Origin of the sequence: Nisaea sediminum, assembly GCF_014904705.1 — a bacterium.
In the GTDB taxonomy this organism is placed as follows: domain Bacteria; phylum Pseudomonadota; class Alphaproteobacteria; order Thalassobaculales; family Thalassobaculaceae; genus Nisaea; species Nisaea sediminum.
The window spans coordinates 795,733-818,767 of sequence record NZ_JACZCQ010000003.1; the positions used below are offsets into that span (position 1 = coordinate 795,733).

General features: G+C 64.9%; 23 protein-coding genes. 13 read left to right on the forward strand and 10 right to left on the reverse strand.

What is annotated here, in order from left to right; genetic code table 11:
• The first annotated feature begins 100 nt into the window (after positions 1 to 100).
• From IG122_RS08835 to IG122_RS08850, 4 genes are all read left to right on the forward strand, one after another.
• Positions 101 to 1,222, forward strand: a complete 1,122-nt coding sequence (locus IG122_RS08835; RefSeq protein WP_193182508.1) for an FAD-dependent monooxygenase — start codon at positions 101 to 103, stop codon at positions 1,220 to 1,222.
• Complete coding sequence (locus IG122_RS08840) at positions 1,219 to 1,881, forward strand: hypothetical protein (RefSeq protein WP_193182510.1); 663 nt, start codon at positions 1,219 to 1,221, stop codon at positions 1,879 to 1,881. The genes IG122_RS08835 and IG122_RS08840 overlap by 4 nt, the downstream gene beginning before the upstream one ends.
• A gap of 385 nt (positions 1,882 to 2,266) precedes the next feature.
• Positions 2,267 to 3,073: a creatininase family protein gene (locus IG122_RS08845; RefSeq protein WP_193182512.1), complete on the forward strand. Its 807-nt coding sequence runs from the start codon at positions 2,267 to 2,269 to the stop codon at positions 3,071 to 3,073.
• Entirely contained in the window at positions 3,070 to 3,816 is a 747-nt protein-coding gene (locus IG122_RS08850) for a RibD family protein (protein ID WP_193182514.1), read from the forward strand. Before IG122_RS08845 ends, IG122_RS08850 begins: the two co-directional genes overlap by 4 nt.
• Here IG122_RS08850 and IG122_RS08855 read toward each other — a convergent pair.
• The 4 genes from IG122_RS08855 to IG122_RS08870 are packed head-to-tail and all read right to left on the reverse strand — an operon-like array spanning position 3,809 to position 7,094.
• Complete coding sequence (locus tag IG122_RS08855) at positions 3,809 to 4,609, reverse strand: class I SAM-dependent methyltransferase (RefSeq protein WP_193182516.1); 801 nt, start codon at positions 4,607 to 4,609, stop codon at positions 3,809 to 3,811. The two genes, IG122_RS08850 and IG122_RS08855, sit on opposite strands and share 8 nt — an antisense overlap.
• Positions 4,606 to 5,688 carry a glycosyltransferase family 4 protein gene (locus IG122_RS08860; RefSeq protein WP_193182518.1) on the reverse strand — a complete coding sequence of 361 codons (1,083 nt, stop codon included), beginning with the start codon at positions 5,686 to 5,688 and terminating at the stop codon, positions 4,606 to 4,608. The genes IG122_RS08855 and IG122_RS08860 overlap by 4 nt, the downstream gene beginning before the upstream one ends.
• Positions 5,685 to 6,083 carry a 6-pyruvoyl trahydropterin synthase family protein gene (locus IG122_RS08865; protein ID WP_193182520.1) on the reverse strand — a complete coding sequence of 133 codons (399 nt, stop codon included), beginning with the start codon at positions 6,081 to 6,083 and terminating at the stop codon, positions 5,685 to 5,687. The genes IG122_RS08860 and IG122_RS08865 overlap by 4 nt, the downstream gene beginning before the upstream one ends.
• Before the next feature lie 12 nt (positions 6,084 to 6,095).
• Positions 6,096 to 7,094 (reverse strand): zinc-dependent alcohol dehydrogenase, encoded by a 999-nt coding sequence (locus tag IG122_RS08870; RefSeq protein WP_226893401.1) that lies wholly within the window; start codon positions 7,092 to 7,094, stop codon positions 6,096 to 6,098.
• An 82-nt stretch (positions 7,095 to 7,176) separates the two neighbouring features.
• Between IG122_RS08870 and IG122_RS08875 the strand changes: the two genes are divergently transcribed.
• Positions 7,177 to 7,722: a YceI family protein gene (locus IG122_RS08875; RefSeq protein ID WP_193182522.1), complete on the forward strand. Its 546-nt coding sequence runs from the start codon at positions 7,177 to 7,179 to the stop codon at positions 7,720 to 7,722.
• Between the two features lie 119 nt (positions 7,723 to 7,841).
• Here IG122_RS08875 and IG122_RS08880 read toward each other — a convergent pair whose 3' ends face one another.
• Entirely contained in the window at positions 7,842 to 8,468 is a 627-nt protein-coding gene (locus IG122_RS08880) for a glutathione S-transferase family protein (protein WP_193182525.1), read from the reverse strand.
• Positions 8,469 to 8,546: 78 nt separating this feature from the next.
• The gene (locus IG122_RS08885; RefSeq protein WP_193182527.1) at positions 8,547 to 10,844 is read right to left on the reverse strand and encodes a xanthine dehydrogenase family protein molybdopterin-binding subunit; all 2,298 of its coding nucleotides are present in this window, start codon (positions 10,842 to 10,844) and stop codon (positions 8,547 to 8,549) included.
• A gap of 152 nt (positions 10,845 to 10,996) precedes the next feature.
• Between IG122_RS08885 and IG122_RS08890 the strand changes: the two genes are divergently transcribed.
• Positions 10,997 to 11,902 (forward strand): DMT family transporter, encoded by a 906-nt coding sequence (locus IG122_RS08890; RefSeq protein WP_193182529.1) that lies wholly within the window; start codon positions 10,997 to 10,999, stop codon positions 11,900 to 11,902.
• A 4-nt stretch (positions 11,903 to 11,906) separates the two neighbouring features.
• On the opposite strand, the gene IG122_RS08895 is transcribed toward IG122_RS08890, so the two are convergent.
• Positions 11,907 to 13,259 (reverse strand): hypothetical protein, encoded by a 1,353-nt coding sequence (locus tag IG122_RS08895; protein WP_193182531.1) that lies wholly within the window; start codon positions 13,257 to 13,259, stop codon positions 11,907 to 11,909.
• Between the two features lie 150 nt (positions 13,260 to 13,409).
• On the opposite strand from IG122_RS08895, the gene IG122_RS08900 reads away from it, so the two are divergent.
• The gene (locus IG122_RS08900; RefSeq protein ID WP_193182533.1) at positions 13,410 to 13,730 is read left to right on the forward strand and encodes a hypothetical protein; all 321 of its coding nucleotides are present in this window, start codon (positions 13,410 to 13,412) and stop codon (positions 13,728 to 13,730) included.
• Between the two features lie 12 nt (positions 13,731 to 13,742).
• Here the strand turns inward: IG122_RS08900 and IG122_RS08905 are convergent, their stop codons facing one another.
• Complete coding sequence (locus IG122_RS08905) at positions 13,743 to 14,216, reverse strand: Crp/Fnr family transcriptional regulator (protein WP_193182535.1); 474 nt, start codon at positions 14,214 to 14,216, stop codon at positions 13,743 to 13,745.
• A 90-nt stretch (positions 14,217 to 14,306) separates the two neighbouring features.
• Positions 14,307 to 14,939: a 3'-5' exonuclease gene (locus IG122_RS08910; protein ID WP_193182537.1), complete on the reverse strand. Its 633-nt coding sequence runs from the start codon at positions 14,937 to 14,939 to the stop codon at positions 14,307 to 14,309.
• A 92-nt stretch (positions 14,940 to 15,031) separates the two neighbouring features.
• On the opposite strand from IG122_RS08910, the gene IG122_RS08915 reads away from it, so the two are divergent.
• Both IG122_RS08915 and IG122_RS08920 read left to right on the forward strand, forming a co-directional pair.
• Positions 15,032 to 16,405 (forward strand): acyclic terpene utilization AtuA family protein, encoded by a 1,374-nt coding sequence (locus tag IG122_RS08915; protein ID WP_193182539.1) that lies wholly within the window; start codon positions 15,032 to 15,034, stop codon positions 16,403 to 16,405.
• On the forward strand, positions 16,402 to 16,776 hold the full coding sequence (locus IG122_RS08920) for an AtuA-related protein (protein ID WP_193182541.1): 375 nt from the start codon (positions 16,402 to 16,404) through the stop codon (positions 16,774 to 16,776). Before IG122_RS08915 ends, IG122_RS08920 begins: the two co-directional genes overlap by 4 nt.
• Positions 16,777 to 16,795: 19 nt before the next feature.
• Here IG122_RS08920 and IG122_RS08925 read toward each other — a convergent pair whose 3' ends face one another.
• Positions 16,796 to 17,539, reverse strand: a complete 744-nt coding sequence (locus IG122_RS08925) for a hypothetical protein (RefSeq protein WP_193182543.1) — start codon at positions 17,537 to 17,539, stop codon at positions 16,796 to 16,798.
• A 134-nt stretch (positions 17,540 to 17,673) separates the two neighbouring features.
• Between IG122_RS08925 and IG122_RS08930 the strand changes: the two genes are divergently transcribed.
• From IG122_RS08930 to IG122_RS08945, 4 genes are read left to right on the forward strand one after another with little or no spacing between them, the layout of a single operon-like run.
• Complete coding sequence (locus IG122_RS08930; RefSeq protein WP_193182545.1) at positions 17,674 to 19,974, forward strand: xanthine dehydrogenase family protein molybdopterin-binding subunit; 2,301 nt, start codon at positions 17,674 to 17,676, stop codon at positions 19,972 to 19,974.
• 44 nt (positions 19,975 to 20,018) lie between these two features.
• Positions 20,019 to 21,662: a thiamine pyrophosphate-dependent enzyme gene (locus tag IG122_RS08935; RefSeq protein WP_193182547.1), complete on the forward strand. Its 1,644-nt coding sequence runs from the start codon at positions 20,019 to 20,021 to the stop codon at positions 21,660 to 21,662.
• 51 nt (positions 21,663 to 21,713) lie between these two features.
• Entirely contained in the window at positions 21,714 to 22,403 is a 690-nt protein-coding gene (locus IG122_RS08940; protein ID WP_193182549.1) for an SDR family NAD(P)-dependent oxidoreductase, read from the forward strand.
• A 5-nt stretch (positions 22,404 to 22,408) separates the two neighbouring features.
• Positions 22,409 to 22,879, forward strand: a complete 471-nt coding sequence (locus IG122_RS08945; protein ID WP_193182551.1) for a GNAT family N-acetyltransferase — start codon at positions 22,409 to 22,411, stop codon at positions 22,877 to 22,879.
• The last annotated feature ends 156 nt before the right edge of the window (positions 22,880 to 23,035 follow it).

The following is a 23,035-nucleotide window of genomic DNA, read 5'->3' on the forward strand; positions in this document are numbered from 1 at the left end:
ATTGCCATCAACCTTTACGATCTAAAGTTGACCATGGGGCAATAACTTGAAGATTGCATTGTCGAACCCGAAGTCTACTATCCGATTGAAAGGAAGCGCCATGAAGCTCGATATCGCCGTCATCGGCAACGGTCCCACAGCCCAACTTGCGACCCATGCTCTTCGCGATGCCGGGTTCGAGGCCGTGATGGTCGGCCCCAGGGCGGACCGGGACACGGACCCGAGAACCACGGCCCTGATGCCCTCCAGTGTTGATTCGCTTGATATCCTGGGCATAGACGTCCGTTCGAGAGCGACGCCGTTGCTCGATCTCCGGATCGAAACCACGGGCCCGTTCGGCCTGGTGACGGAAAATTTCACGGCAGACGATGCCGGAGAAGAGTTTCTCGCGCAAAACCTGTTTATCCGCGACCTGATGGCCGTCATTCCGGACGTGCCGGCCGTCGCATCGCATGCCACGGGCGTCTTTCCCGGCGACCGAAGCGTCCGGATCGAGACCGCGGACGGATCGACGCTCGAAGCGGCCCTCGCCGTCGCCGCCGACGGCCTCCAATCGATTGCCCGGGAAGCCGCCGGCATTGCCCTGCGCAAGCGCCCGCTCGGCCGCAGTGCGCTCTGTGTCCCGGTGCGCCTCGAACATCCGCACGATAGGCTCTGCATCGAGCGTTATGACGATACCGGCACGCTGACCCTGATCCCGGTCGCGGAATACGATGCCTCCCTGATCACGATCGCCTCTCCGGATGATATCGGTGCGCTGGCCGCCTGCGACGACGAAACAATCGCGCGCAAGTTGTCGCGCCGACAGACCGCCTTCGGGAAGATCGCGTTCAGCGGCGCCAAGGCAGTATTCCCCCTCACTCTCGGCTTCACGCCCCGTCCGGCGCGCAATCGCGTGGTGGCCATCGGGGAGAGCGCCCACATCGCGCCACCGATCGCCGCACAGGGCTGGAACATGTCGGTACGTGATATCATGACGCTGACCGAACTGCTGCGCTCGGCGCGGGCGGAGGACCGGGACATCGGATCCGCGGAGACTCTCGCGCGCTATGCGCCGCGGCGGCAGCCGGACGTCGCTGGACGGCTTTCGGCGATCGGCGCTCTTGCCGGCGTGGCGACCCGTCCTTACGCGCCTCAGAAACTGCTGCGTCAGGCGGGCCTGATGGCCCTCGGCCGGTTCCAGGGAGCCAAACGCGGCCTGATGCGCGCCGGCCTCCGGTGAGCCGGCTGCGGACAGGCCCCGCAATTGCACTTGTCCTGGCGATCCTCGCCGCAGGCCTCGCGAGCCTGGGCGCCGGAGCGGCCGAAACCGCACTTCCCCCGCCCCTTGCCCGGCTCAGCTTCGGCATGGCACTGGACGACGCACGCAGCGCCCTGCCGGACGCCCAATATCTCGAGGACGGTCTCGACTTCGGCGCGCTGAAAGGTTTGCTGGTCTTGCAGGCCGTCCCGACGCTGGGCTCCAGCTTCCGGATCTATCTGCAGTTCGACGGGGACACCCGGCTCCGGCAGGTTCTCCTCGAACGGCGCCATGCGGCGGCGACACGCAAGAGCGCCCGCACGGTGCAGGACGCTCTTCTGCAGCGATATGGAAAGCCCGCGGAAATCTGTATGCCGGTTCATGCGACGCCGGCGGCGGGCCGGATCACATGGCGCACCGAGGACTGGTCCCTGCATCTGGTCGGGATCGACGATCTCGGGCTCGGCATGCTGACCGAGGATGCCGACCGAAGCGATGCCCTGGAGAACAAGCCGATCGCACGAAGCCGCGATGAACGGTCCCGCGACCGCCAGCAACGCAGTCTGCCGCGTCGGATCCTGATCAGGATCCACGGGACCGGAGACACACAGCTCCTGCCACCGCCCTGCGGTGCCGGTTAGCGCATCGGGATCAAGACCTGCACACTGACAGACGAATGCCCGTCAGCGGCGGCGCACCCCGAGAAACGCTCCTGCGACAAAAGGTGAGCTCAACATTGTTCCAACGCCTGCCGTGCCAAGACATGCAAAAATACTCATCGACAAATCATGAATTCATCGATCACCACAAAGTATACGCGAAATATTATTTACTTTTTGTGTTTAAAGTACCGAATTGTAAGATCGCACCCTCATTTATCCTTGAATTTTATTTGTCAGAACGATGACAAACAGATCGCCGTTATGTGACAGCGAAAATGCCCGAGGCGCCGCGCCGGGACCTTGACAGCGGACAGGCCGCGGTGTTCGCTCTGCGCGTCTCGGAAACAGCCGGGTTTTCAAAGGGATGCCTGTCCACATCTGGGGTCACCTGACGACGGAGGAATTCGCGGCGCTCGATCCGTCGCGCACGCTCGCTCTGCTGCCCGTCGGCGCGACCGAGCAGCACGGCCCGCACCTTCCCCTGGCAACCGACATCCTGATCACCGAAGCGGTCCTCGCGGCCGCATCTGAACGGGTGCCGGACAACCTCATGCTCCTGATCCTGCCGTCCCAGGCCATCGGCCTCAGCCCCGAGCATATGAGTTTTGTCGGCACCCTCACCCAGGCGGCGGAAACCCTGATAGCGTCCTGGACCGAGATCGGCCGCTCCGTTGCCGCCGCAGGCGTGCGCAAGCTGATCCTTCTAAACAGCCATGGCGGCCAGCCCCAGATCGTCGATATCGTTGCCCAGCGCCTGCGCAGCGAAGCCGGAATGCTGGCGGTCCGGGCGAACACCTTCCGCTTCGACATTCCGGACGGGATGATCGATCCGGACGAGATGAAACACGGACTGCATGGCGGCCAGATCGAGACCGCTCTGATGCTGGCGATCGCGCCAGAACTCGTTCGGACGGCCAAGATCGCGGACTTCCCGAACTCCGCCGAAGCCAGGACCGCCAGATCGAAACGGCTCGGACTCTCCGGAGCTGGCGGTTTCGCCTGGAACGCGGAGGATCTCAATCCGTCCGGCGCGACAGGAGCGGCGAGCCGCGCGACGGCGGATCAGGGTGCCGCCCTGCTCGCCGCCTACGGACAGCAGCTTGCCGACCTGATCGCGGATGTCGCGGACTGGCCGCTGAGCGACGGCGCCCCGTTCGGCGAACAAAGATGAGCGGCATCTGGAGGGAAATCCTCGCCGGGCTCGGAAAGAACACCCCGGAAGACACCGGGGTGGAAGCGCAAGACGTCCCCTGGGAGCTGTATCGCGACCTTGCCGCGGCCTGCGCGGATCGGCCGACCGTCATCGCACAGATCGGACAGAGCCTCGACGGCCGCATCGCGACCGAGAGCGGACACTCACACTATGTGAACGGACCCGAGAGCCTCGATCACCTGCATCGGCTCCGGGCCCTCGCCGATGCCGTCGTGGTCGGCGCGACGACCGCGGTACTCGATAATCCGCGCCTGACCACCCGCCGGGTCCCGGGCCCCAACGCAGTGCGCGTGGTGATCGACACGCAGGGCAGAGTGCCGGCAAGCCATGCCCTGCTGACCGAACCGGACGCGGAAACCCTGCTCGTTTCAGGCACGCGCCGCGGCAATCTCCCGGAACATTGCGGCATGCTGGACGCCACCGGTCCGGACGGTCGCGCGGACCCGCATCTCCTGCTCGAGGCACTTCGCGGGCGGGGGCTCAGCACTATCCTGATCGAAGGCGGCGGACAGACGATTTCCCGGTTCCTGTCGGAGAAGCTGATCGACCGGCTGCAGGTCTCGGTCGCACCGATGATCATCGGCTCGGGCCGGCCGGGACTTGTGCTGCCAGAAATCGAGAAACTCGACGCCGCCCTACGCTTCGAGGCGCGGACCTATCCGCTCGGCAAGGATACGCTGTTCGACTGCAGGCTCAGCTGAGCGGCACCGCGAACAGGTCCCGATGGCCGACATAGATCCGGGTCTCCGGACGGGCCAGCAGAGCTGCGCCCCAAGCCGCGATCTCCTCGCGATCGAGCGGCGCGATCTCGCCCGCGGCGGACACCCAGCCCTCGACAAGCTCCCGCGCGCCCGGATCGCCTGCCGTCAGACTCCAGTCGCTCGCACCCTCCTGCACACGGTAACCTCGCCGGGTCAGGCCGTCGACCATGGCGGCATGTGCGCCCGGGCCGAGCGCGGGACCGAAGCCCTTGTCGCCGTGCTGGTGATCGTTCACCAGTGCTTCCAGATTCTCCGCCTCCTCGTGATCGCCTTCGATATCGATCCGTCCGTCATAGGTCAGCACCGCGAGCAGGGCACACCCGCGCGCCGCCACGGCATCGAGGAAGCGATCCATCCATTCCGTCGAAACCAGATCGAAGAGCGCCGAGGCAGTTACCAGATCCGCATCTTCCAACAGCGGGGAGATATCCGATGCGGCGAGATCGAGGTTCTCCACCGCGATCCGGTCGTCAGTCTTCAGCGCGGCATGGCCGACGGCACGGTCCAGCAACGCAGCGTCGCTGTCCACCAAACGCCAGTCGCACGGCGTTTTCAGCAACGGCGCCAGATGGCGCTGGTTGTTTCCCGTTCCGGCGCCGAGATCGAGTATCCGGAGCGGTGCCGACCGAACTCCGGCCCATTGCACCAGCGCGCCCTCGACTTCGGGGCTTCGCGCCGCCCGGTCCCAGACCGCGCGTGCCGCGAGCCAATCCGCAGAGAACCCGCCGCTCATTGCAGCGTCACTCCGTCGACGGCGCGCTGAAAGGACGTTTGCGCTCGCGCCCAGTCGGAAAGTCCCGACGCCGCGTCGCGGCTCCGTGCGGCGAGTTGCCGACGCGCGCCATCATCCCCGAGAAGCGTTCGGAGTGTCTGCCCGAGACCGTCCACGTCACCCGCGGGCACTTGCTCGGCCGCCGTGCGCACGGCCTCAGCAACGGCACCCTCTTCAGTCGTGACGACCGGAAGCCCGAAGGCGACTGCATCCGCCAGTGCCATACCGAAACCCTCGTGATAGGTGGCTGAGAGAAAAAGGCTGGCCCGGCGGTGCAGCTCCACCAGCTTTTCTTCGCCGACCTCGCCATGGAAGGTCACGCGCTCCAGGATCCCCAGCTCCCCAGAAAGCGTCTTCAGGTCCGCACCATGTTCCGGGTCGCGCGGCGCGCCGACGATGTCAAGGCGCCAGTCGAGATCGCTGCAGGAGGCCAATGCCTTCAGGGCGACGTCGTGCCCCTTACGCTTCGTCAGGGTCGCCACTGACAGGACGCGGACAGGTGCGCTCCCGTCTCCTATCCAGCTTTCGCCCCGGGCCCATTCGGCGATACCCGGCTCCACCACACGCACTGCAGAGGGATTCACGCCGAAATCGCGCAGCCGCAGAGCCGTTCTGGCGCTGGAGACGACGATGCGCGTGACGTCCCCCAGCACCGCCTTTTCGGCGGCGAAGAACGCCTCCCTCTCCCGCTCGCCGAGCCCGGTCTCGTCGGCGAGCGGGTGGTGGATCATCGCCACCACATCGAGCCGGGACCCGTGCTGGGCGACCACCTGGCCGAGCGCGGTCAGGGCGAGACCGTCGATCACGCAGAGCGCGCGGTCCGGCAGCCCGGCCAGTACCGCCGCACCGGCGGCAACGTCGTAGGGCGCCGCGCGCGGGAAGTTGCCGGAAAGTTCATGGACGGCGCCGAGCCGGCCTGCCGCCTGCAATCCATCGACCATCTGCCGGTCATAGATGAAGCCGCCCGTCAGCGTGCCGAGCGGCCCCGGAACGATGAAATGGACCGGGAGGCCGGGATACTGCAGCCGTGCGGGTGTCACAATGTCCCCTCGTAGGAGGCCCAGGCGATGTGGGACTCGTGAAGCGTCACCTTCATACCCGCGAGGCCCAAGGCCGTCTCGCCGAGTTTTCCGGCGCGGATCGAGGCCGCCATGGCCTCGTAGATGTGCCGGGCAAGAAACTCGGTGGTGGTGTTCTCGCCGGCGAACTCCGGCAGTTCGTCGAGATTGCGGTAGGCGAGCGGCGCCAGAACCGCCTTCAGTTCTTCCGACGCGGCGCCGATATCGATCACGAGATTGTCCGCGTCCAGCTCCGCGCGGCGAAACTCGACATCAACCACATAGGTCGCCCCGTGCAGGCGCTGCGCCGGCCCGAAGGTCGGGGAGTTGAAGCTGTGCGCGATCATCACGTGGTCGCGGACGGTAAGTGCGTACATGAATTGCTCCGGTCAATCAGGATAGCGGATACGGTGGCAGAGAGTCTCGGGCGCGCCGGATGTAAGCTTCGCCATGACCTTCGGCAAGTCCTCGAACGGGCACTCACCGGTGATCAGAACGTCGAGCGCGGGATCGTCCAGCAGGCCGATGGCTTCGGCGAGCCGCTCCCGGTGCCGCGCGCCCTGGCGCCGGGACGGGGCGACCGCACCGACCTGGGAGGCCTGGATCGTCAGGCGCTGCGAATGGAAGGCGCCGCCGAGCGGCAGCGAGACCTCGCGATCGCCATACCAACTGAGCTCGATGATCGTCGCCTCGAAGGCGGCTAGGTCGAGCGCCCGGCGCAGCCCGGCCTCCGTCGCGCTGGCGTGGAACAGAAGACTGAATTTTTCGGGATGCCCGCCCGCGCCGGCATAGCGCAGACCGAGCGCCTCGCAGACCGCCGACCGGCTTTCAACCGGATCGAAGACCCACACCTCCTCGCCCCAGAAACGGCGGGCGAGGTAGCCCGTGAGAAGCCCGACCATGCCGCCGCCGATGACGCAGAGTTCCTTGGCGCGCGCCGCCTCGGCATCCCAGACGGCATTGAGCGCGGTCTCCATGTTAGCGGCCAACACCGCCCGCTCCGGCGACACCGTCTTCGGCAGCGGGATCGCTGCGTCGGTCGGGACGACATAGCGGGTCTGATGCGGATAGAGCACAAAGACCGGCGTCCCCTTCTTGAGCCCGTCACCCCCTGCGACCCGGCCGACCGAGGCATAGCCATATTTCACCGGGCCCGGGAAACGTCCCTCCTGAAACGGACAGGCCATGCGGTCCCACTCGGAACGCGGCACACCGCCCCGGAAGACGAGGCTCTCCGTCCCCTTGCTGACCGCGGAATAGAGCGCCTCGACCAGCAGCTCGCCGTCCGCCGGCTCCCGAAGCGTTTCCTCGCGGATTTCCCCCTGCCCGTTGCCGTGCGACCAAAAGGCCCTCGCAACGCGCATATTCCTGCCCAAATCTGATTTCATGGTTCCCATCCGGGCGTCCGGCCCGAGAGTTCATTCCTGGAGGCGTAATATGAAACTCCCCTCGCGCGCAGCAAAAACTATCGTGAGCCTGCTTGCCGTTCTGGTGATGCTCGCGGCCGGCGCGGCGCCGAGGGCGGAACCGGCGCGCTACGAGGTCGATCCGGACCATCTCTCGATCACTTTCCGGACCAGCCATCTCGGGCTGGCCGATAGCCGCGGCATGTTCCTCACCGGCGAGGGCAGTTTCAGCTTCGACGAATCCGCTCCCGCGATCCGCGACATCCGCTTCACTGTCGAGCCGGCCGGAGCCTTTACGCCTCCTCAAACAGGGAGCGATGAAAGCCCCGTCTCCGGTACCCGGATCGCGTTCGTCGGCAAGCAGAGCCGGCAGACCGGCCCGCGCACCGGAACCGTGACGGGCGATCTGACCCTCAACGGCGTCACCGGGCCCGCCACGCTGAAACTCACCTGGATCGACAACCAGGACTTCCCCTTCCGCTCGAAACACCACGCAGTGGCGCTCTCGGTCGAGACGCGGATCGACGACCGCACCTTTGGGGATACTGGAAACCCAAGCGGCGAGATGGATCTGCAGATCGATTTCGAGGCGAAGCGGGTCGAAGGGTAGCTTTCGCCGTCCCAACGCAGACGTCATTCCCCCCCCAGGCGGGGGGAGCGCTTAACAAGAAAAAGGGGCGGCATTGGCCGGGCCCCCCCGTTCTTTTCAATGAGGCTGCGCAAAAAACCTCAAGGCAGTTCCATGCCGCGCTGCAGGGCCGGACGCGCCATCATGGTGTCGTACCAGCGCTTCACGTTCGGGAACTGCGCGAGGTCCACTTCCTGCCAGTCGTGCCGGAACACCCAGGGCAGGGTCGCGAAGTCGGCAATGGAGACCTCGTCGTTGGCGAGATAGTCCCGGCCCTCGAGACGGCTGTTCAGCACGCCGTAGAGACGCAGGCATTCCTTGCCGTAGCGCTCGATGCCGTAAGGCACCTTCTCCTTGGCGGCACGCTTGAAATGGTGCACCTGGCCGAAGATCGGGCCGATGCCGCCCATCTGGAACATCAGCCACTGGATGACCTCGTAGCGCTTGCCCATCTCGGACGGCATGAACTTGCCGGTCTTCTCGGCGAGATACATCAGGATCGCGCCAGACTCGATGACCGTGTAGGGCTTTCCGCCCGGTCCGTCCGGATCGACGATCGCCGGGATCTTGGAGTTCGGGTTGATGGCGATATATTCCGGCGTGAACTGATCGTCCTCGCCGATATTGATCGGATGCAGGTTGTACGGAATCCCGCACTCCTCCAGCATGATCGTGATCTTGCGGCCGTTCGACGTCTTCCACGTATAGCATTCGATCGGTGCCGTCATGGCGTCCCCCTCTGAATTCTGGAACTTGCATACAAAAAAGACGGCTGCGTTTCCGCAACCGTCTTTTCGGAACGGGTCTTATTCGGCCGCGGCGAGCCGGCGCTCATTTGCGGCGGCCCAGATCTTCTCCTGGGTCGCCGGCATGTCGATATTGGTAATGCCGAGCGCGTCGCAAACGGCACTGATCGCCGCCGGCGGGGCGCCGATGGCCCCCGCCTCGCCCGAGCCCTTGATGCCGAGCGGGTTGGTCGTGCACCAGACATTGTGCGTGGTGAAGTCGATCAGCGGCACCTGATCGGCGCGCGGCAGGTTGTAGTCCATGTAGGAGCCGGTCATCAGCTGGCCGCTCTCCTCGTCATAGACAGCATGCTCGTAGAGCGCCTGGCCGAGACCCTGGCCGACCCCGCCATGCACCTGGCCCGCCAGCATGTTCGGATTGATGACCGAGCCGAAATCGTCGACCACGGTGTAGCGCTGGATCTCCGCGATACCCGTATCCGGATCGATTTCCATCTCGCAGACATGGCAGCCGTTCGGGAAGGTCGCGGCTTCGGGAATGCGCTCGTGCACGGTATCGAGCCCCTCTTCCGCCTCGCGCCGGACATCGAACAGCGACATGGTCTTGTCCGTCCCGGCGACGGTGAAGGTGCCGTCGGCGAACTCGATATCCTCGACCGCGGCCTCCATGACACGGGCCGCGACCTTCTTGCCTTTCTCGACGATCTCGCGCCCGCCGAGCAGCACGGCGACGCCGCCGACCGGCAGCGCCCGGGAGCCGCCCGTCATGCCCGGGGGCGTGCGGTCGGTATCGCCTTGCACGACGCGGATCCGCTCGCCGTCGATGCCGAGCACCTCGCCCAGCACCTGCGCATAGGCGGTCTCGTGCCCCTGTCCGTTGGACTGGTTGCCGATATAGATCTCGATCTTGTCGTCCTCGGTGAAACGGATGTCGGCCGTGTCCGGATTGCCGCCGCCGCACTTCTCGATGTAGTAGCCGAGACCGAGGCCGCGCAGCTTGCCGCGCTTCTCGGAGTCAGCCTTGCGGGCCGCGAAGCCGTTCCAGTCGGCCCGCTCCATGCATTTCTCCATCACGGTCTGGAACTCGCCGGTGTCGTAGACGTTGCCGAGCGCGGTGCTGTACGGCATCTGATCGGGCCGGATGAAATTCCGCCGGCGGATCTCGTCGCGGGAGAGCCCGGTCGCGGCGGCGCAATTGTCCATCACCCGCTCGATCAGATAGGCCGCCTCCGGTCGGCCCGCGCCGCGATAGGCGTCGGTCGGCGTGGTGTTGGTGAGCACGCCTTTGACGTTCACATAGATCGACGGAATGTCGTAGACGCCCGAGAGCATGTGCGTCCCGGCTTCGGTCGGAATGTAGGGACCGAAATTGCAGAGATAACCGCCGAGATTGGCAAAGGTCTCCACCTTCAGGGCGATGATCTTGCCGTTCTCGTCGAGCGCGGCCTTCACATAGGAGATGTTGTCCCGCCCCTGGCTGTCGGACATGAAGGCTTCCGAACGGTCCGGCGTATATTTCACCGTCCGCTTCAGGCGCCGCGACGCCCAAGCAATCAGACATTGCTCCGGATAGAGGAAGATCTTCATCCCGAAGCCGCCGCCGACATCGGTGGTGATGCAGCGCAGCTTCGACTTGTCGATCTTCAGCACCGTTTCGGCAAGATGCGGGTGAATGAAGGACGGGCCTTGGGTCGAGCTGTAGAGCGTGGTGCGGTCGGTCGCGGCATCGTAGAGCCCGATGGCGCCGCGCGGCTCCATCGAATTGACGATGATCCGGTTATTGACCACCCGGGTCTCCACCACACGGGACGCCCGTGTGAAGGCCGCATCCGCCATCTCGAGGTCGCCCTTGTGCCAGTCGAAGCAGATGTTGTTCGGGATATGATCGTAGAGCTGGGCCGCGCCGGGCTTGGTCGCCGCCTCGGTGTCCGTCGCCGGAGCAAGCGGTTCGTAGTCGATCTCGATCAGCTCCGCGGCGTCGCGGGCTGCCTCGAGGGTCTCGGCGATCACCATGGCGACCGGAGTCCCGACATGGCGCACCGTGTCGCCCTCCAGGATCGGACGCGGCGTGTCAGCCCTCGGGCTGCCGTCCTTGTTCGCCGCCGGCGCGAGGCAAGGCAGATCGCCGAGCCCGTCTTCCTTGACATGCTTGTTGGTCAGTACCGCGACCACGCCCTGTACAGCCTCGGCGTCCGCGGTCTCGACCGAGGTGATCTTCGCGTGCGCATAGGGCGAGCGGAGAATATAGGCGCGCAGCGCGCCGTCCGGCGCCACGTCGTCCGTATAGTTCCCCTGGCCGGTCAAAAGGCGCTGGTCCTCGACACGTTTGATCGCCTGACCGATACCGAATTTAACCATCAAAAGCCTCCATATCGGATCGCAGCCTGATTGCCGCGCCGTTAATCTCTCGGGCGCGATGTTAGGAGGGGAGAAGTCTGGCGCTCAAGCATGAATTGGGATAGCAAGACTTCTCTTCACGTACCCGTCACAGAGATAAGGGCTCGACGCCCGTGGTCAAACCCGGCACGCCCGACACTTCGGGCATCCCCGCTTTCGCCGTCTTCCTGCTCGCCATGCTCGCCCTGCTCTGGGGCCTGAACTGGCCGGTGATGAAGCTGTCGCTCGCGGAATATCCTCCGTTCGTATTCCGCGCCGTCGCCGGCCTGTCCGCGGCGGTCGGACTGTTCGCACTGGCCCGTGTACGCGGCCTCCCGCTTCGCGTTCCCCGCGCCGAGTGGAAAGGGCTGATCATCGTCTCCGTGCTCAACATGTCGATATGGAACATTGCGGTGCTCTATGGTGTCGACCTGATGGAATCGGGGCGCGCGGCGATTCTGGCCTACACCATGCCGCTCTGGGCCTCGCTGACCGGCGCCTGGCTGGTGAAGGAACGCCTCAGCGGCCGTTCGATGATCGCCCTCGGCCTCGGCCTTGTCGGCATGGCATTGCTGTTCTTCGGAGATGAACGCGCCCTGTCGGGCGGACCACTCGGCCCCGCGCTGGTGCTGTTCGCGGCCATCGCCTGGGGTTCCGGGACCGCGGCGGTGAAATATTTCGGATTCTCGATCCCCGTGACCGTGCTGACCGGCTGGCAGCAACTGCTCGGCGCCGTGCCGATCGCACTGATCGCCGGCATCTGGGATTACCAGAACATGCCGGAGAGCGTCAGCCTGTGGCCAACGATGGGTCTCGTCTACAACATGACGATCACCGGGATCTTCTGTTACTGGGCCTATTTCAACGTCGTCACCATGCTGCCGGTCGTGGTCTCGACCGTCGGCACGCTGATGGTCCCCGTCATGGGCGTCGTGTTCGACGCGCTGATCTTCGGCACGGTGCCGGGACTGGTCGATTACGCGGCGCTCGCCGCCGTTGTTTCCGCCGTCTTTCTGGTGATGACCCGGCGGCGGCGCTAAGACCTCAAATAAAGGCGTAGTGCACGGCGCTGAGCAACGGCACCAGCGCGGCCCAGACCACCAGCACATAGAGCAGGTTCGGCCCGATCGCGACCACCAGCGGCCGCACACCGAACATCGAGCCCGCGGTCACCACCGAAAGCGAGGCAATCGAGATCATCGACCCGAGCCCCCAGCCCGCCAGCATCGCCTCGTAAAGCGCGAGCGGCAGGATGCCATGCGGCAGGCTGGTCAGTGCGGCAAGGAATATCGTCCCGGTGATGATCGGATGGATCCCGACGACCGCCGGCAGCAGCTGGATCCCGATGAGCGACGCCAACAGAACCGGCGCCGGCAGCCCGCCCTCGAGCAGCGGCGCGACATGGACGATCAGGGCATCCGCCTCCCCCGCAGCCGTCCCGACCACCATCGCGACAACGATGAGCGCGAGGTCGTCCCCCATCCGGCTCATCGCGGTCGCCGTCTCCTCGAAGACCGGGCGCACCTGCTCCGGATGGCGCTGGAACTGGATCGCACAGAGCACCGGCATCACCACGATGATCGCTCCGAGGGTCGAGAGCGGCGTGAGCGCGCCGACGAGGATCACGGTCCCTGCGGCAAACCCGAGCCGCGGCGCGATCGGACCGAGACAGGCGAGTGAATCGCGGACGGCACCGAAGCTGAAGGGCCGCGCAAACATCGCCAGCGCAATGGCGATGGAGAGACAAACGCAAAAGAAGCCGAACGGCACGATCTGCCAGAGCTCGACTTCCGGCAGATAGGTGCCGGCCACCGCGAAACCGACAAAGAACGGCGACCAGAGCACCGAAATGTTCATGCCGCGCATGGCGGCACGGGCGGCGGTCAACCGGCGTTCCTCGGTCGCATCCTGCTTGATCACGGCTGAAACCAGGGCAAAGGCGCCGGTGTTGAGCACCGAGCCGAAGACCGTCGTACCGATGGCGATGCCGACGTCGGCTGCCTGTCCCGGCAGGGAGGCCAGCCTCTCCTGGCTGATACGCACAGACGGCATGCGAAGCGCCACGGCCTTGGTCATCTGCAGGGTCGGCAGCAATCCGGCGAAGATCAGACTGCGCTCCAGGCCGCGCAAGGCATCCGCCGGCCCGGCCACCGTCATCAGCAGGACGGCCGTGATGAGACCGCCGCCAAGCATCAGGAACTTGGTCTCGCGCCGCGCCCTCGGAAGGGTAAGCAGGACAAAGACCAACAGCCCGATCCCGGTGAGGTGGTCCAGCATCGGTGCGGAGACGAAGAGACCGGCTACCGATCCGAGCCACACCGAGGCCAGGAGCAGAACACGCCAATCCTTGAATATTTGCGGCAGTATCTCAGCTCTCCAGAGACGGAGCGAACACATGGCGGGTGTCGGAACACTGCCCGCCGCTCCCTGATTTGGCAATCCTGCGGCATACCGCAAATCCGGCTGCGAACCGTCTTCCGCCAAGGCACCCAACGTGTTATCGGTATTCTATCGAATTTGGCACAAATTTAGGTCGGGCGAGTCTTCATGAGCGACACTTCCAACACCAGCGGCGGCGGCAAAGGTGGTCAGCAGCCGAACATCGTGATTGCCCCGGAATGCCAGGACATCTTCGTCGACGGTGTCATTGGCGCCATGGTCCGGGACGGTGTCGTGCGGATCAATCTGGTCAATACGCGATTCAACATCGACGGCTCGCAGGTCGAACATGCCGTGGTGTCCCGGATGATCATGTCCCGCTCCGGCGTCCGCAATCTGCATGCAGCCCTTGAGCAGCTCATGGGCCGGCTCACCCGCTCGGCCGACGGCCGCCGCGAGGACGATCAGGCCGGCAACGACGAGGACTGATCCGCTTCCGGATCAGATCGTTGCGTGATGCAACACGGTGAGGTTGGCCGCGCGGATCATCTGCGCCAGATTGTGCAGCACAAGCACCAGCACGGACGGGTAGTCCGCAAGCACTTGCCGGAACTCGCTCGGCGGCATTGCCGCGACGACACAGTCTTCTATGGCCTGAACTTCGGCGGACCGCGGTCCGCCGTCCAGCGCTGACAGCTCACCGAAATAGGCGCCCGTGCCGAGCGCATCCAGATGCAGGGCATTCCCGATGATCGTGTGGTTCAGGACCTCCGCCTTGCCGGAGAGCATGAAATAGACGTCATGGTCCGCCCCGCCGGTGGAAATGATCACCTCCTCAGCCCGGAAAGAGCGCTTGGTGCAGAGCGCTGCAATCTCCGCGCGCTCGTTTTCCCCTAGGTCCTGGAAAATCGAAATCCGGCCGATCTCCTCAGCACTGACCGGACCACCATCGACATCCCCAATATTCGCACTCATCTGGTTCCCGCCTGTTCTCTTGACCATGTCTCACCACTTTGTATGCGCAATCTGTCCGGTGCAACAGTGCTCCGGCTCGCGGACCGGGAGTCAGAGGCGACCGTCGGCGCGCAGCTGACGCAAGGCCGCCGCGATCGCCCGCGAATCGCCGAGCCCCGTGTGAGCGCCGGGCACTTCTTCCAGCCCCAGCTGTCCGGGAAGACTGGAACTGACGGCCTGCCGGTTCGGCGCGCCCAGCGCTCCGGCGATGGTCTCGCGGAGATTCGAAAACAGTCCAGGTGGAAACGGCCAATCCACGCCCGCCCATCCCGCATTCTGCACCAGGTCAGACCAATCGCCGCCATTGCTGTACACCGCGCCGGCGTCGCCAACGAAGGCCGCGAAAGCTTGTAGCGCCTCGGCAAAGCCGACGGCTTCCCGGTCCAGATCCGTGTTGGTGATCCCGGTGAGCACGGTGAAATAATCCGAAAGGACAGGGTTTTTCTCCGGTCGAATCAGGATCTCGAAACTGTCCTGCTCCGCCATCGGCATCGCCGCGTCGAGCTTCACGGCGCCGATCTGCACGACCTCCATATACTCGTCGGGCCCGCTCCAGCTCCGGGCGAGCGAGCCCTCCCAGGCGGTGATCTCGAGATCGAACACCACGAGGCTGCCGCCTTCCGGAAATCCGGCGAACGGCGACACTGCGGCGCTATTGCTGACACGATCCGCAAGTCCGCTCATGGGCCTGTCCTCCTGGTTGATTGCATGGGGACTGGAAACGAAGCCGCAGCAGACGCTACAGTTCGCTCCCGATCCTGCCAAGCGAAAGACCCATGACCAAAGACCTCGTCCATATCGGCTGCGGCGCCGGTTTTGCCGGAGACCGCAAGGATGCCGGCGGCCCGGTCGTCGACACGCTCGCGAAACGCGACGGCCCGAAATACCTGATCTTCGAGACCTTGGCCGAACGCACCCTGGCGCTCGCGCAGAAACAGAAACTGAAGGATCCGGCGAAAGGCTACTCGCCCTTTCTCGAAGCCTATGTGCGCCCCGTGCTGGAGCGCTGCCTGGCGCACAAGATCCGCATCGTCTCCAATTTCGGCGCTGCGAACCCGATGGGTGGGGCCCGGAAGATCCTGGAGATCGCGCAAGAGCTCGGCTGCCGCACACCGCGGATTGCCGTGGTCTCCGGCGACGACCTGCTCACGGTCATGAGCGAAGGCGAGATCCGCGCGCACAAGTCCATCGAAGGACTTCCGATCGGCGACGGTATTGTCGCCGCCAATACCTATATCGGTGCTCGTCCGATCGCCGAGGCACTGGCGGGCGGAGCGGATATCGTGGTTGTCGGGCGCACCACCGACCCGGCGTTGGTCCTGGGTCCGCTGATCCATGAGTTCGGCTGGGCGGAAGATGACTGGGACAGGCTCGCTGCGGGAACACTTGCCGGGCATCTGCTCGAATGCGGCGCCCAGGTTACCGGCGCCTATTTCGCCGATCCCGGCTTCAAGGACGTGCCCGATCTGGCCCATGTCGGCTTTCCGGTCGCCACGATCGGCCGCGACGGCGCGATCTCGGTCTCCAAGGCGAATAACACCGGGGGCGCGGTCACGCCGGCGAGCGTGAAGGAACAGATCCTCTACGAAATGCACGATCCGTCGGCCTACCTGACCGCCGACGTCGTGCTCGACATCACCGGCGTGTCGGTCGCCCAGGAGAGCGATAACGTCGTCTCAATCAGCGGCGCCAGGGGCAAACCCCGGCCCGATACGCTGAAGACGACAGTCAGCTTCGACGGCGGCTGGCTCGGAGAGGCCGAGATCAGCTATGCGGGACCGAACGCCCTCGCACGGGCGAAGCTTGCCCGCGACGTGATCCGCGAGCGCTGCCTCGAGCGCGGCAGCAACGCCGAGTACCGCTTCGACATTGTCGGCCTCTCGAGCACGTTCGACGGCGGGAGCGCGCCCTATCCGGGCCGTCCGGCTCCGGCGCCCGACGGTGATTTCAGGGTCCGGGCCGCGGTTTCCAGCCATTCGAAAGAGGTCGCGGAGGATCTCGCCGACGAGGTTCTCAGTCTCTATTGCTCAGGTCCTGCGGGCGGCGGCGGTTTCCGCCGCAACATCACGGCGCAGATCCATACCGCCTCGATCCTGGTGGACCGGAACCGGCTCGCCCCATCGGTCAGCTATTGCGGAGCGGAGACATGACCATCGTGCTCGAAACTGTCCGCCTGAAGCTGCACGACATCGCCCACGGGCGCAGTGGCGACAAGGGCAACCGCTCGAATATCAGCGTCATTCCCTATTGCGAGGACGCCTATCCGTTGCTGCTGGAGCAGGTGACCGAAGCGCAAGTGCTGGAACTCTTCGCCCATAAGGGCGCAAGTGCGGTGAAACGCTACGAACTGCCGAACCTGCCGGCGCTCAATTTCGTGATCGACGATGCTTTGGAAGGTGGGGTCAACAGCACGCTCAATCTCGACCTGCACGGCAAGACGCTGTCCTTCATGCTGCTCGCGATGCCGGTGGAGGTTCCGCTCGACCGGGTTCGCGAATTCACCAACGGGCGCCGCGGCTAGGTCCCTCTGCGCGCTCTCATCAGCGCTTCTTCAATGCTTCGAGCTTCGTCTCCAGGACCGCCTCGCGCATTTTCGCCGGCAGCAACAGGAGCCGGTCGGACGCCTCCTCCGCGCTGAGTTGGCTGACCTCTTCCTCGCTCAGCGCCTTCGCCGCGGTTTCGAGTTCGCTCTTGTATTTCTTCAGGCCGGACTCGACGGCCGTCACGGCCTGGCGGCCGATCTCGATCTCGTGCAGCACCTTCTCGTAGCGTGCCTCTACATCCAGCCGCTTCAGCTTGATGTAGTCCCCATGATCGGGAATCAGCTTTTCGAGAGACGGCAGAAGCGTGTTCTCGAAGTGCTCCTCGGCCAGACGTCTGCTTTCGCTCTTGATCCCGAGAACGTCGAAGCCGAGCGGCTTCGCCAGACGACGGATTCCGAGCCGCACCACTTCGAGGGCGTAGTTGGTATCGTAATTGCCGCAGAGCTGATCGAGCGTTTCACGCGCTTTTCCCGGGCTCTCGTAGCAACGGAAAAGCCCCTGCGCCAATGCGTCGAGCTTCATCTCGTGCTTTGTGATGTAGCGCTTTTCCAGCTCCAGATAGGTTTCGTCCTTCTGGTTCTCCTTCAGGCTCCGCGTGACCTTCCGGTGCAGTTTCTGGCAATCGGCGACAACCGATTGCAGCGCACGATAGCGCTGCAGCATCGTCGGCTTCGCCATCGCCTTGTCGAAGGCAGCCCGCAATTTATCGAGAACCGCCGAACCGGCGCCTGAACCGCTCATCTAGAAACCCATTATCTGCCAAGTGGCTGACGCCTCAGCCGAACCACTCCAATCTCACGAAGGACTGGATCGCACCTATATTTGCGTGCGACAAAGGAGACAGTCCAGCCACTATTCCATCGAGATCAGGATACATGTTGAGACGCGAGGATGACCGGTTGCTGACCGGCCACGGACTCTATGTTGACGACCTGCAGCCTGAGAATGCCGCCCATGCGATTGTGGTCCGTTCGGCCTTTGCACACGCGCGCCTCCTCTCGGTCGCGGTCGAGGACGCGAAAGCCGTTCCCGGCGTTCTGACGGTCCTTACCGGAGACGATCTGCTGCGCGAAGGCGTCGGCATGATGCGCTCGCGCGCGCCCATGGTCGGCCATGACGGCACGCCGATGATCGAACCGGACCGCCCGGCCCTCGCCCAAGGTGAGGCGAAATATGCCGGCCAGCCGGTCGCGCTGATCGTCGCCGACAGCAAGGCAGCGGCCCTGGAAGCGGCCGAGCTTGTCGATATCGATTACGAGGATCTCGAGCCGGTCACGGATCTCGAACGCGCCGCATCACCCGACGCGCCGCGATTGTGGCCGGAGGCGCCGGGCAATGTCAGCCTCGACTGGCGCATCGGCAACGGCTCCGAGGTGGATGCGGCGATTGCCGCCGCCGACCATGTGGTCGAGCTTACCGTTCAGCACCCGCGCGCCGTGATCGCGCCGGTGGAACCGCGCGGCTGCGTCGGCGAATATGACGCCGCGACCGGAAAATACGTGCTGCACACGCCGAGTCAGGGCGTGGTCATGCTGCGCGCCGCGATGGCCGAGGCACTCGGCGTCGACGAGACGCAGATGCGGGTTATCACCAATGACGTCGGCGGCAGCTTCGCGGCGAAAATCTGGCCCTATCCGGAACAGATCCTCTGCCTGCTCGCCGCCCGCGTGACCGGACGTCCGGTCAAATGGATCGCCGAGCGGACCGAAAGCTTTGTCGCCGACGCGCCGGGCCGCGGCCGGCTCGACCGGGCGACGCTGGCCCTGACGAAGGACGGCAGGATCACCGCGTTCCGGATCGACGCGCTCGCCGACATGGGCGCCTTCCTCAACGCCGTGAACCCGTCCATCGTCACAAAGGGCGCAGTCCGCGTCTTCACCTCCTGCTACAAGATCGAGGCGGCGGAATACCGGGTCAAAGCGGTCTTCACCAATGCCACGCCGACCGACGCCTATCGCGGCGCCGGCAAGCCGGAGAGCGCGGGCACGCTCGAGCGGATCATCGATTACGCCTGCGACAAGCTCGGCTTCGACCGGCAGGAGATCCGGGCGAAGAACCTGATGCAGCCGGCCGATCTGCCGTTCCACACACCCATGGGCGAGGATTACGATGGCGGCGACTATCCGGAAATCTTCAGGAAGGCGCTGGCCAAGGCCAATATCGACACCTTCCCCGAGCGCCGTGCCGCAAGCGAAGCGAAGGGGAAGCGGAGGGGTGTGGGTTTCGGCATCCATGTCCACGCGACCGGCGGGTCTACAGCCGAGCGCAGCAAGGTCGAGCTGACCGGCGACGGCAAGGTGCGGGTCCGCTCCGGCACGCAGGATTCCGGCCAAGGCCACCAGACTACCCTCGCCCAGGTCGCGGCCGAGACTCTCGGCATCGATCCCGACCAGGTGATCGTCGAGCAGGGCGACAGCGCCAATCTCGTCGTCGGCGGCGGCACCGGCGGGTCCTGCCTGATGCCGATCGCCGCGAACACAGTGCACCGCGCCGCCATCGAGATGGTAGAGAACGGCAAGAAGCTTGCCGCCCATATGATGGAGACCGCGGTCCAGGATATCGAATACGAGGCGGGCAGCTTCAAGGTCGCCGGCACCGACAAGGCGATCTCCTTCCCCGAGCTGATGGCGCGCATGGGCGACATCCCGGCAGACACGCTGGAGCCGGGCCTTCGCGGCGGCTGCGTCGGCGAGATGGATTTCGAGGGCAAGCACACGACCTTCCCGAACGGCGCCTATGTCGTCGAGGTCGAGGTCGATCCCGAGACCGGCAAGGTCGCCGTCGACCGCTTCGTCGGGCTCGACGATCTCGGGCGCATTGTGAACGAACCGCTCGCCTTCGGTCAGGTCACCGGCGGCATCGCCCAAGCGATCGGCGAGGTCCTTATGGAAGGCAGCGTCTACGACCAGGAATCCGGCCAGCTGCTGACCGGATCGCTGATGGACTACGCCTTCCCGCGCGCCGACGACGTGCCTTTCATCGACCATGGCTGGGCCGCGACGCCGTCACCGAACAGCCTGCTCGGGGTGAAGGGCGTCGGCGAGGTCCCGTCGATCGGCGGTCCGGGCCCGATCATGAACGCCGTCATCGACGCGCTCTCGCCCTACGGCGTCAAACATCTCGACATCCCCATGACTCCGGAGAAAATCTGGAGCGCGATCCACGCCAACGACTGACAAGAGGCCGGCAGCAAGACCGGCCGTAAACCAGGGAGGTAAACATGGCAGGCTCCACCAAGATGACCGGTGGGACGGCGCTGGTCCGTGCGCTGACGGAGAACGGGATCGACACGGTCTTCGGCCTCCCGGGCATCCAGCTCGACGGGCTCTTCAACGCCTTCTACGACGCCCGCAACAATCTCCGCGTGATCAATGCCCGGCACGAACAGGGCACCGCCTACATGGCCTTCGGCTACGCCCAGTCGAGCGGGAGAATCGGAACTTACGCGGTTGTTCCCGGTCCCGGCCTGCTGAACACCTTCGCGGCGCTCTCAACCGCCTACGGCTGCAACACGCCGGTGCTGGCACTGACCGGGCAGATCCCGAGCGAGACCATCGGGCGCGGCCTCGGCATGCTGCACGAGATCCCGGACCAGCTCGGACAGATGGAGCGGCTGACCAAGTGGTCGCGCCGCATCGATCATCCGTCCCAGGTTCCGGCGGTAATGGATCAGGCCTTCCGGGAGCTCCGCGGCGGTCGCCCGAGGCCGGTCGGGATCGAGATGCCGCTCGACCAGCTGCACAAGTCGGCCCCGGTCGGCCGGATCGCGGCAACGCCGGTTCCCGACGCTCCGGAACCCGATCCGGACCTGATCGACGCCGCGGCGCGGCTGCTCGGCGAGGCCGCGAACCCGATGATCTTCGTCGGCGGCGGTGCCTATGAGGCGGCGGAGGAAATCCGCGAGCTTGCCGAGATGCTGCAGGCGCCAGTGGTATCCTACATGAACGGCAAGGGCGTGCTCGACGACCGCCACCCGCTCTCCCTGCATCACCCGGCCGGCAACCGGCTCTGGGGCGACGCGGACGTGGTGATCTCGATCGGTTGCCGACTGCAGCACGAACGGATGACCTGGGGTACGGACGACCGGCTGACGATCATCCATGTCGATATCGACCCGACAGAGCTGACAAGGGTTGCGAAGCCGGATGTCGGCATCGTCGCCGACGCTGCCAAAGCGACGCGCGAGTTGCTCGCGAGGGTTCCGCATTACAACCGCGAGCGAGAGTCGCGGACCGAAGAGATGGAAGCGCTGAAGGCCGAATTCCTGCACCAGTTCAAGGAGAAGCTCGGCCCGCAGATGGAATGGGTCGCCGCGCTCCGCGCCGCCTTGCCGGAGGACGGCTTCCTCGTCGACGAGTTCACCCAGGTCGCCTATGCCTGCCGCATCGGCTTCCAGACCTATGGGCCGCGCACCCTCGTCTCGCCCGGCTACCAGGGCACGCTCGGCTACGGCTATGCCACTGCCCTCGGCGTGCAGGTCGCGCATCCGGACAAGCAGGTCCTTTCGATCAACGGCGATGGCGGCTTCATGTATACGATGCCGGAGCTCGCCACCGCCGTGCATCACGGGATCAACGTTGTCGCCGTAATCTTCGCCGACGGCGCCTATGGCAACGTGATGCGGATGCAGAAGGAGCTCTATGACAACCGGGTGATCGCCAGCGAGTTTACCAATCCCGATTTCGTGAAGCTCGCCGAGAGCTGTGGTGCGCTAGGTTTGCGCGCGACCACACCGGACGAGCTCAGACGCCGGATCGAGGAAGGTTTCGCCGCCGGGCGGCCGACCCTGATCGAGGTACCGGTAGGCGAAATGCCGGAGCCGTGGCCCGTCATCCGACCCGGACCGTCCCGGCCGAAGCGCTAGCAGCGTTGTCCCGGCCGGAACGCTCCTCAATTCAAGAAGAAGGAAGCACTCATGGCCGAAACAGCTCTCATCGTCGGCGCAGGCGCCGGTCTCAGCGCCTCGCTCGCCCGTCTCTGCGCCAAGAACGGCATGAAGATCGCCCTCGCCGCGCGAAACACGGGAAAACTTGGCGCGCTGGCAAAGGAGACCGGCGCTCTGGCCCACGAATGCGACGTCGCCGACAAGGAGAGTGTCGCCAACCTGTTCTCATGGCTCGACGGCGCACTCGGGACGCCCGACCTTGTCGTCTTCAACCCTTCGAAGCGCGCCCGCGGGCCTCTGGTCGATCTCGATCCCGACGAAGTGCTGGCGGCGACCACGGTGACCTGTCACGGCGCCTTTCTCGTCGCCCAGCAGGCGGCCCGGCGCATGCTTAAAGCCGGCAAGGGCAGCATCCTCTTCACCGGTGCCTCGGCCGGTGTGAAGGGCTATCCGCAATCGGCGCCCTTCGCGATGGGCAAGTTCGGGCTACGCGGCCTCGCCCAGTCCATGGCGCGCGAACTGCACCCGCAGAACATCCATATCGGCCATTTCGTCATCGACGGCGGCATCCGGACCGCCAACGACAGCCGCGAGATGCCTGGCGAGGACAAGCTGCTCGATCCCGATGCGATCGCCGAGATTTATCTCCAGTTCCATCGTCAGCCACGCTCAAGCTGGGCCTGGGAGGTCGAACTGCGGCCCTGGAAAGAGACCTTCTGACAACAATGGAAGCCATCGCTTTTGTCCGCCTGACCGAGGTCGCGCCCGAGGAGATCGCCGCGCATATGTCGGATCCGCGGATGGCAGAGCATATGCCGCTTTTGACGGGAGCCTGGGATAGGGAGACCGCCATCGCCTTTGTCGCGACCAAAGAAGCCTGCTGGAACCGCGACGGGCTCGGGCACTGGGCGATTCTCCTCGACGGCGTCTATGCCGGCTGGGGCGGTTTCCAGAAGGAGGGCGAGGACTGGGATTTCGGTCTTGTCCTGAAGCCCGAGCGGTTCGGTTTAGGTCCAAGGATCGGCCGCCAGGCGCTGGCCTTCGCCCACGCCGACGCGCGCATTCCTTCCGTGACTTTCCTCCTGCCGCCATCGCGCAAACATCTCGGCGCCCTCGCCCGACTCGGCGCGGACTTCGTCGGAGAGATCACCCACGCGGGCGCTCGTTTCCTCAAGTTCCGCCTCGAGACGGCCTAGGCCCCGCCGGTCAATCCGAGTGTTACCCGAGAGACACAAAGCGGGGCGAAAAACACCTATCCAGATACGACCCAAAATTTTCCCTTTTAAACTACACCGTCGAGTTCCATATATCGGTCCGACATATTGAACGTATATCGGACCGATATACAGGAG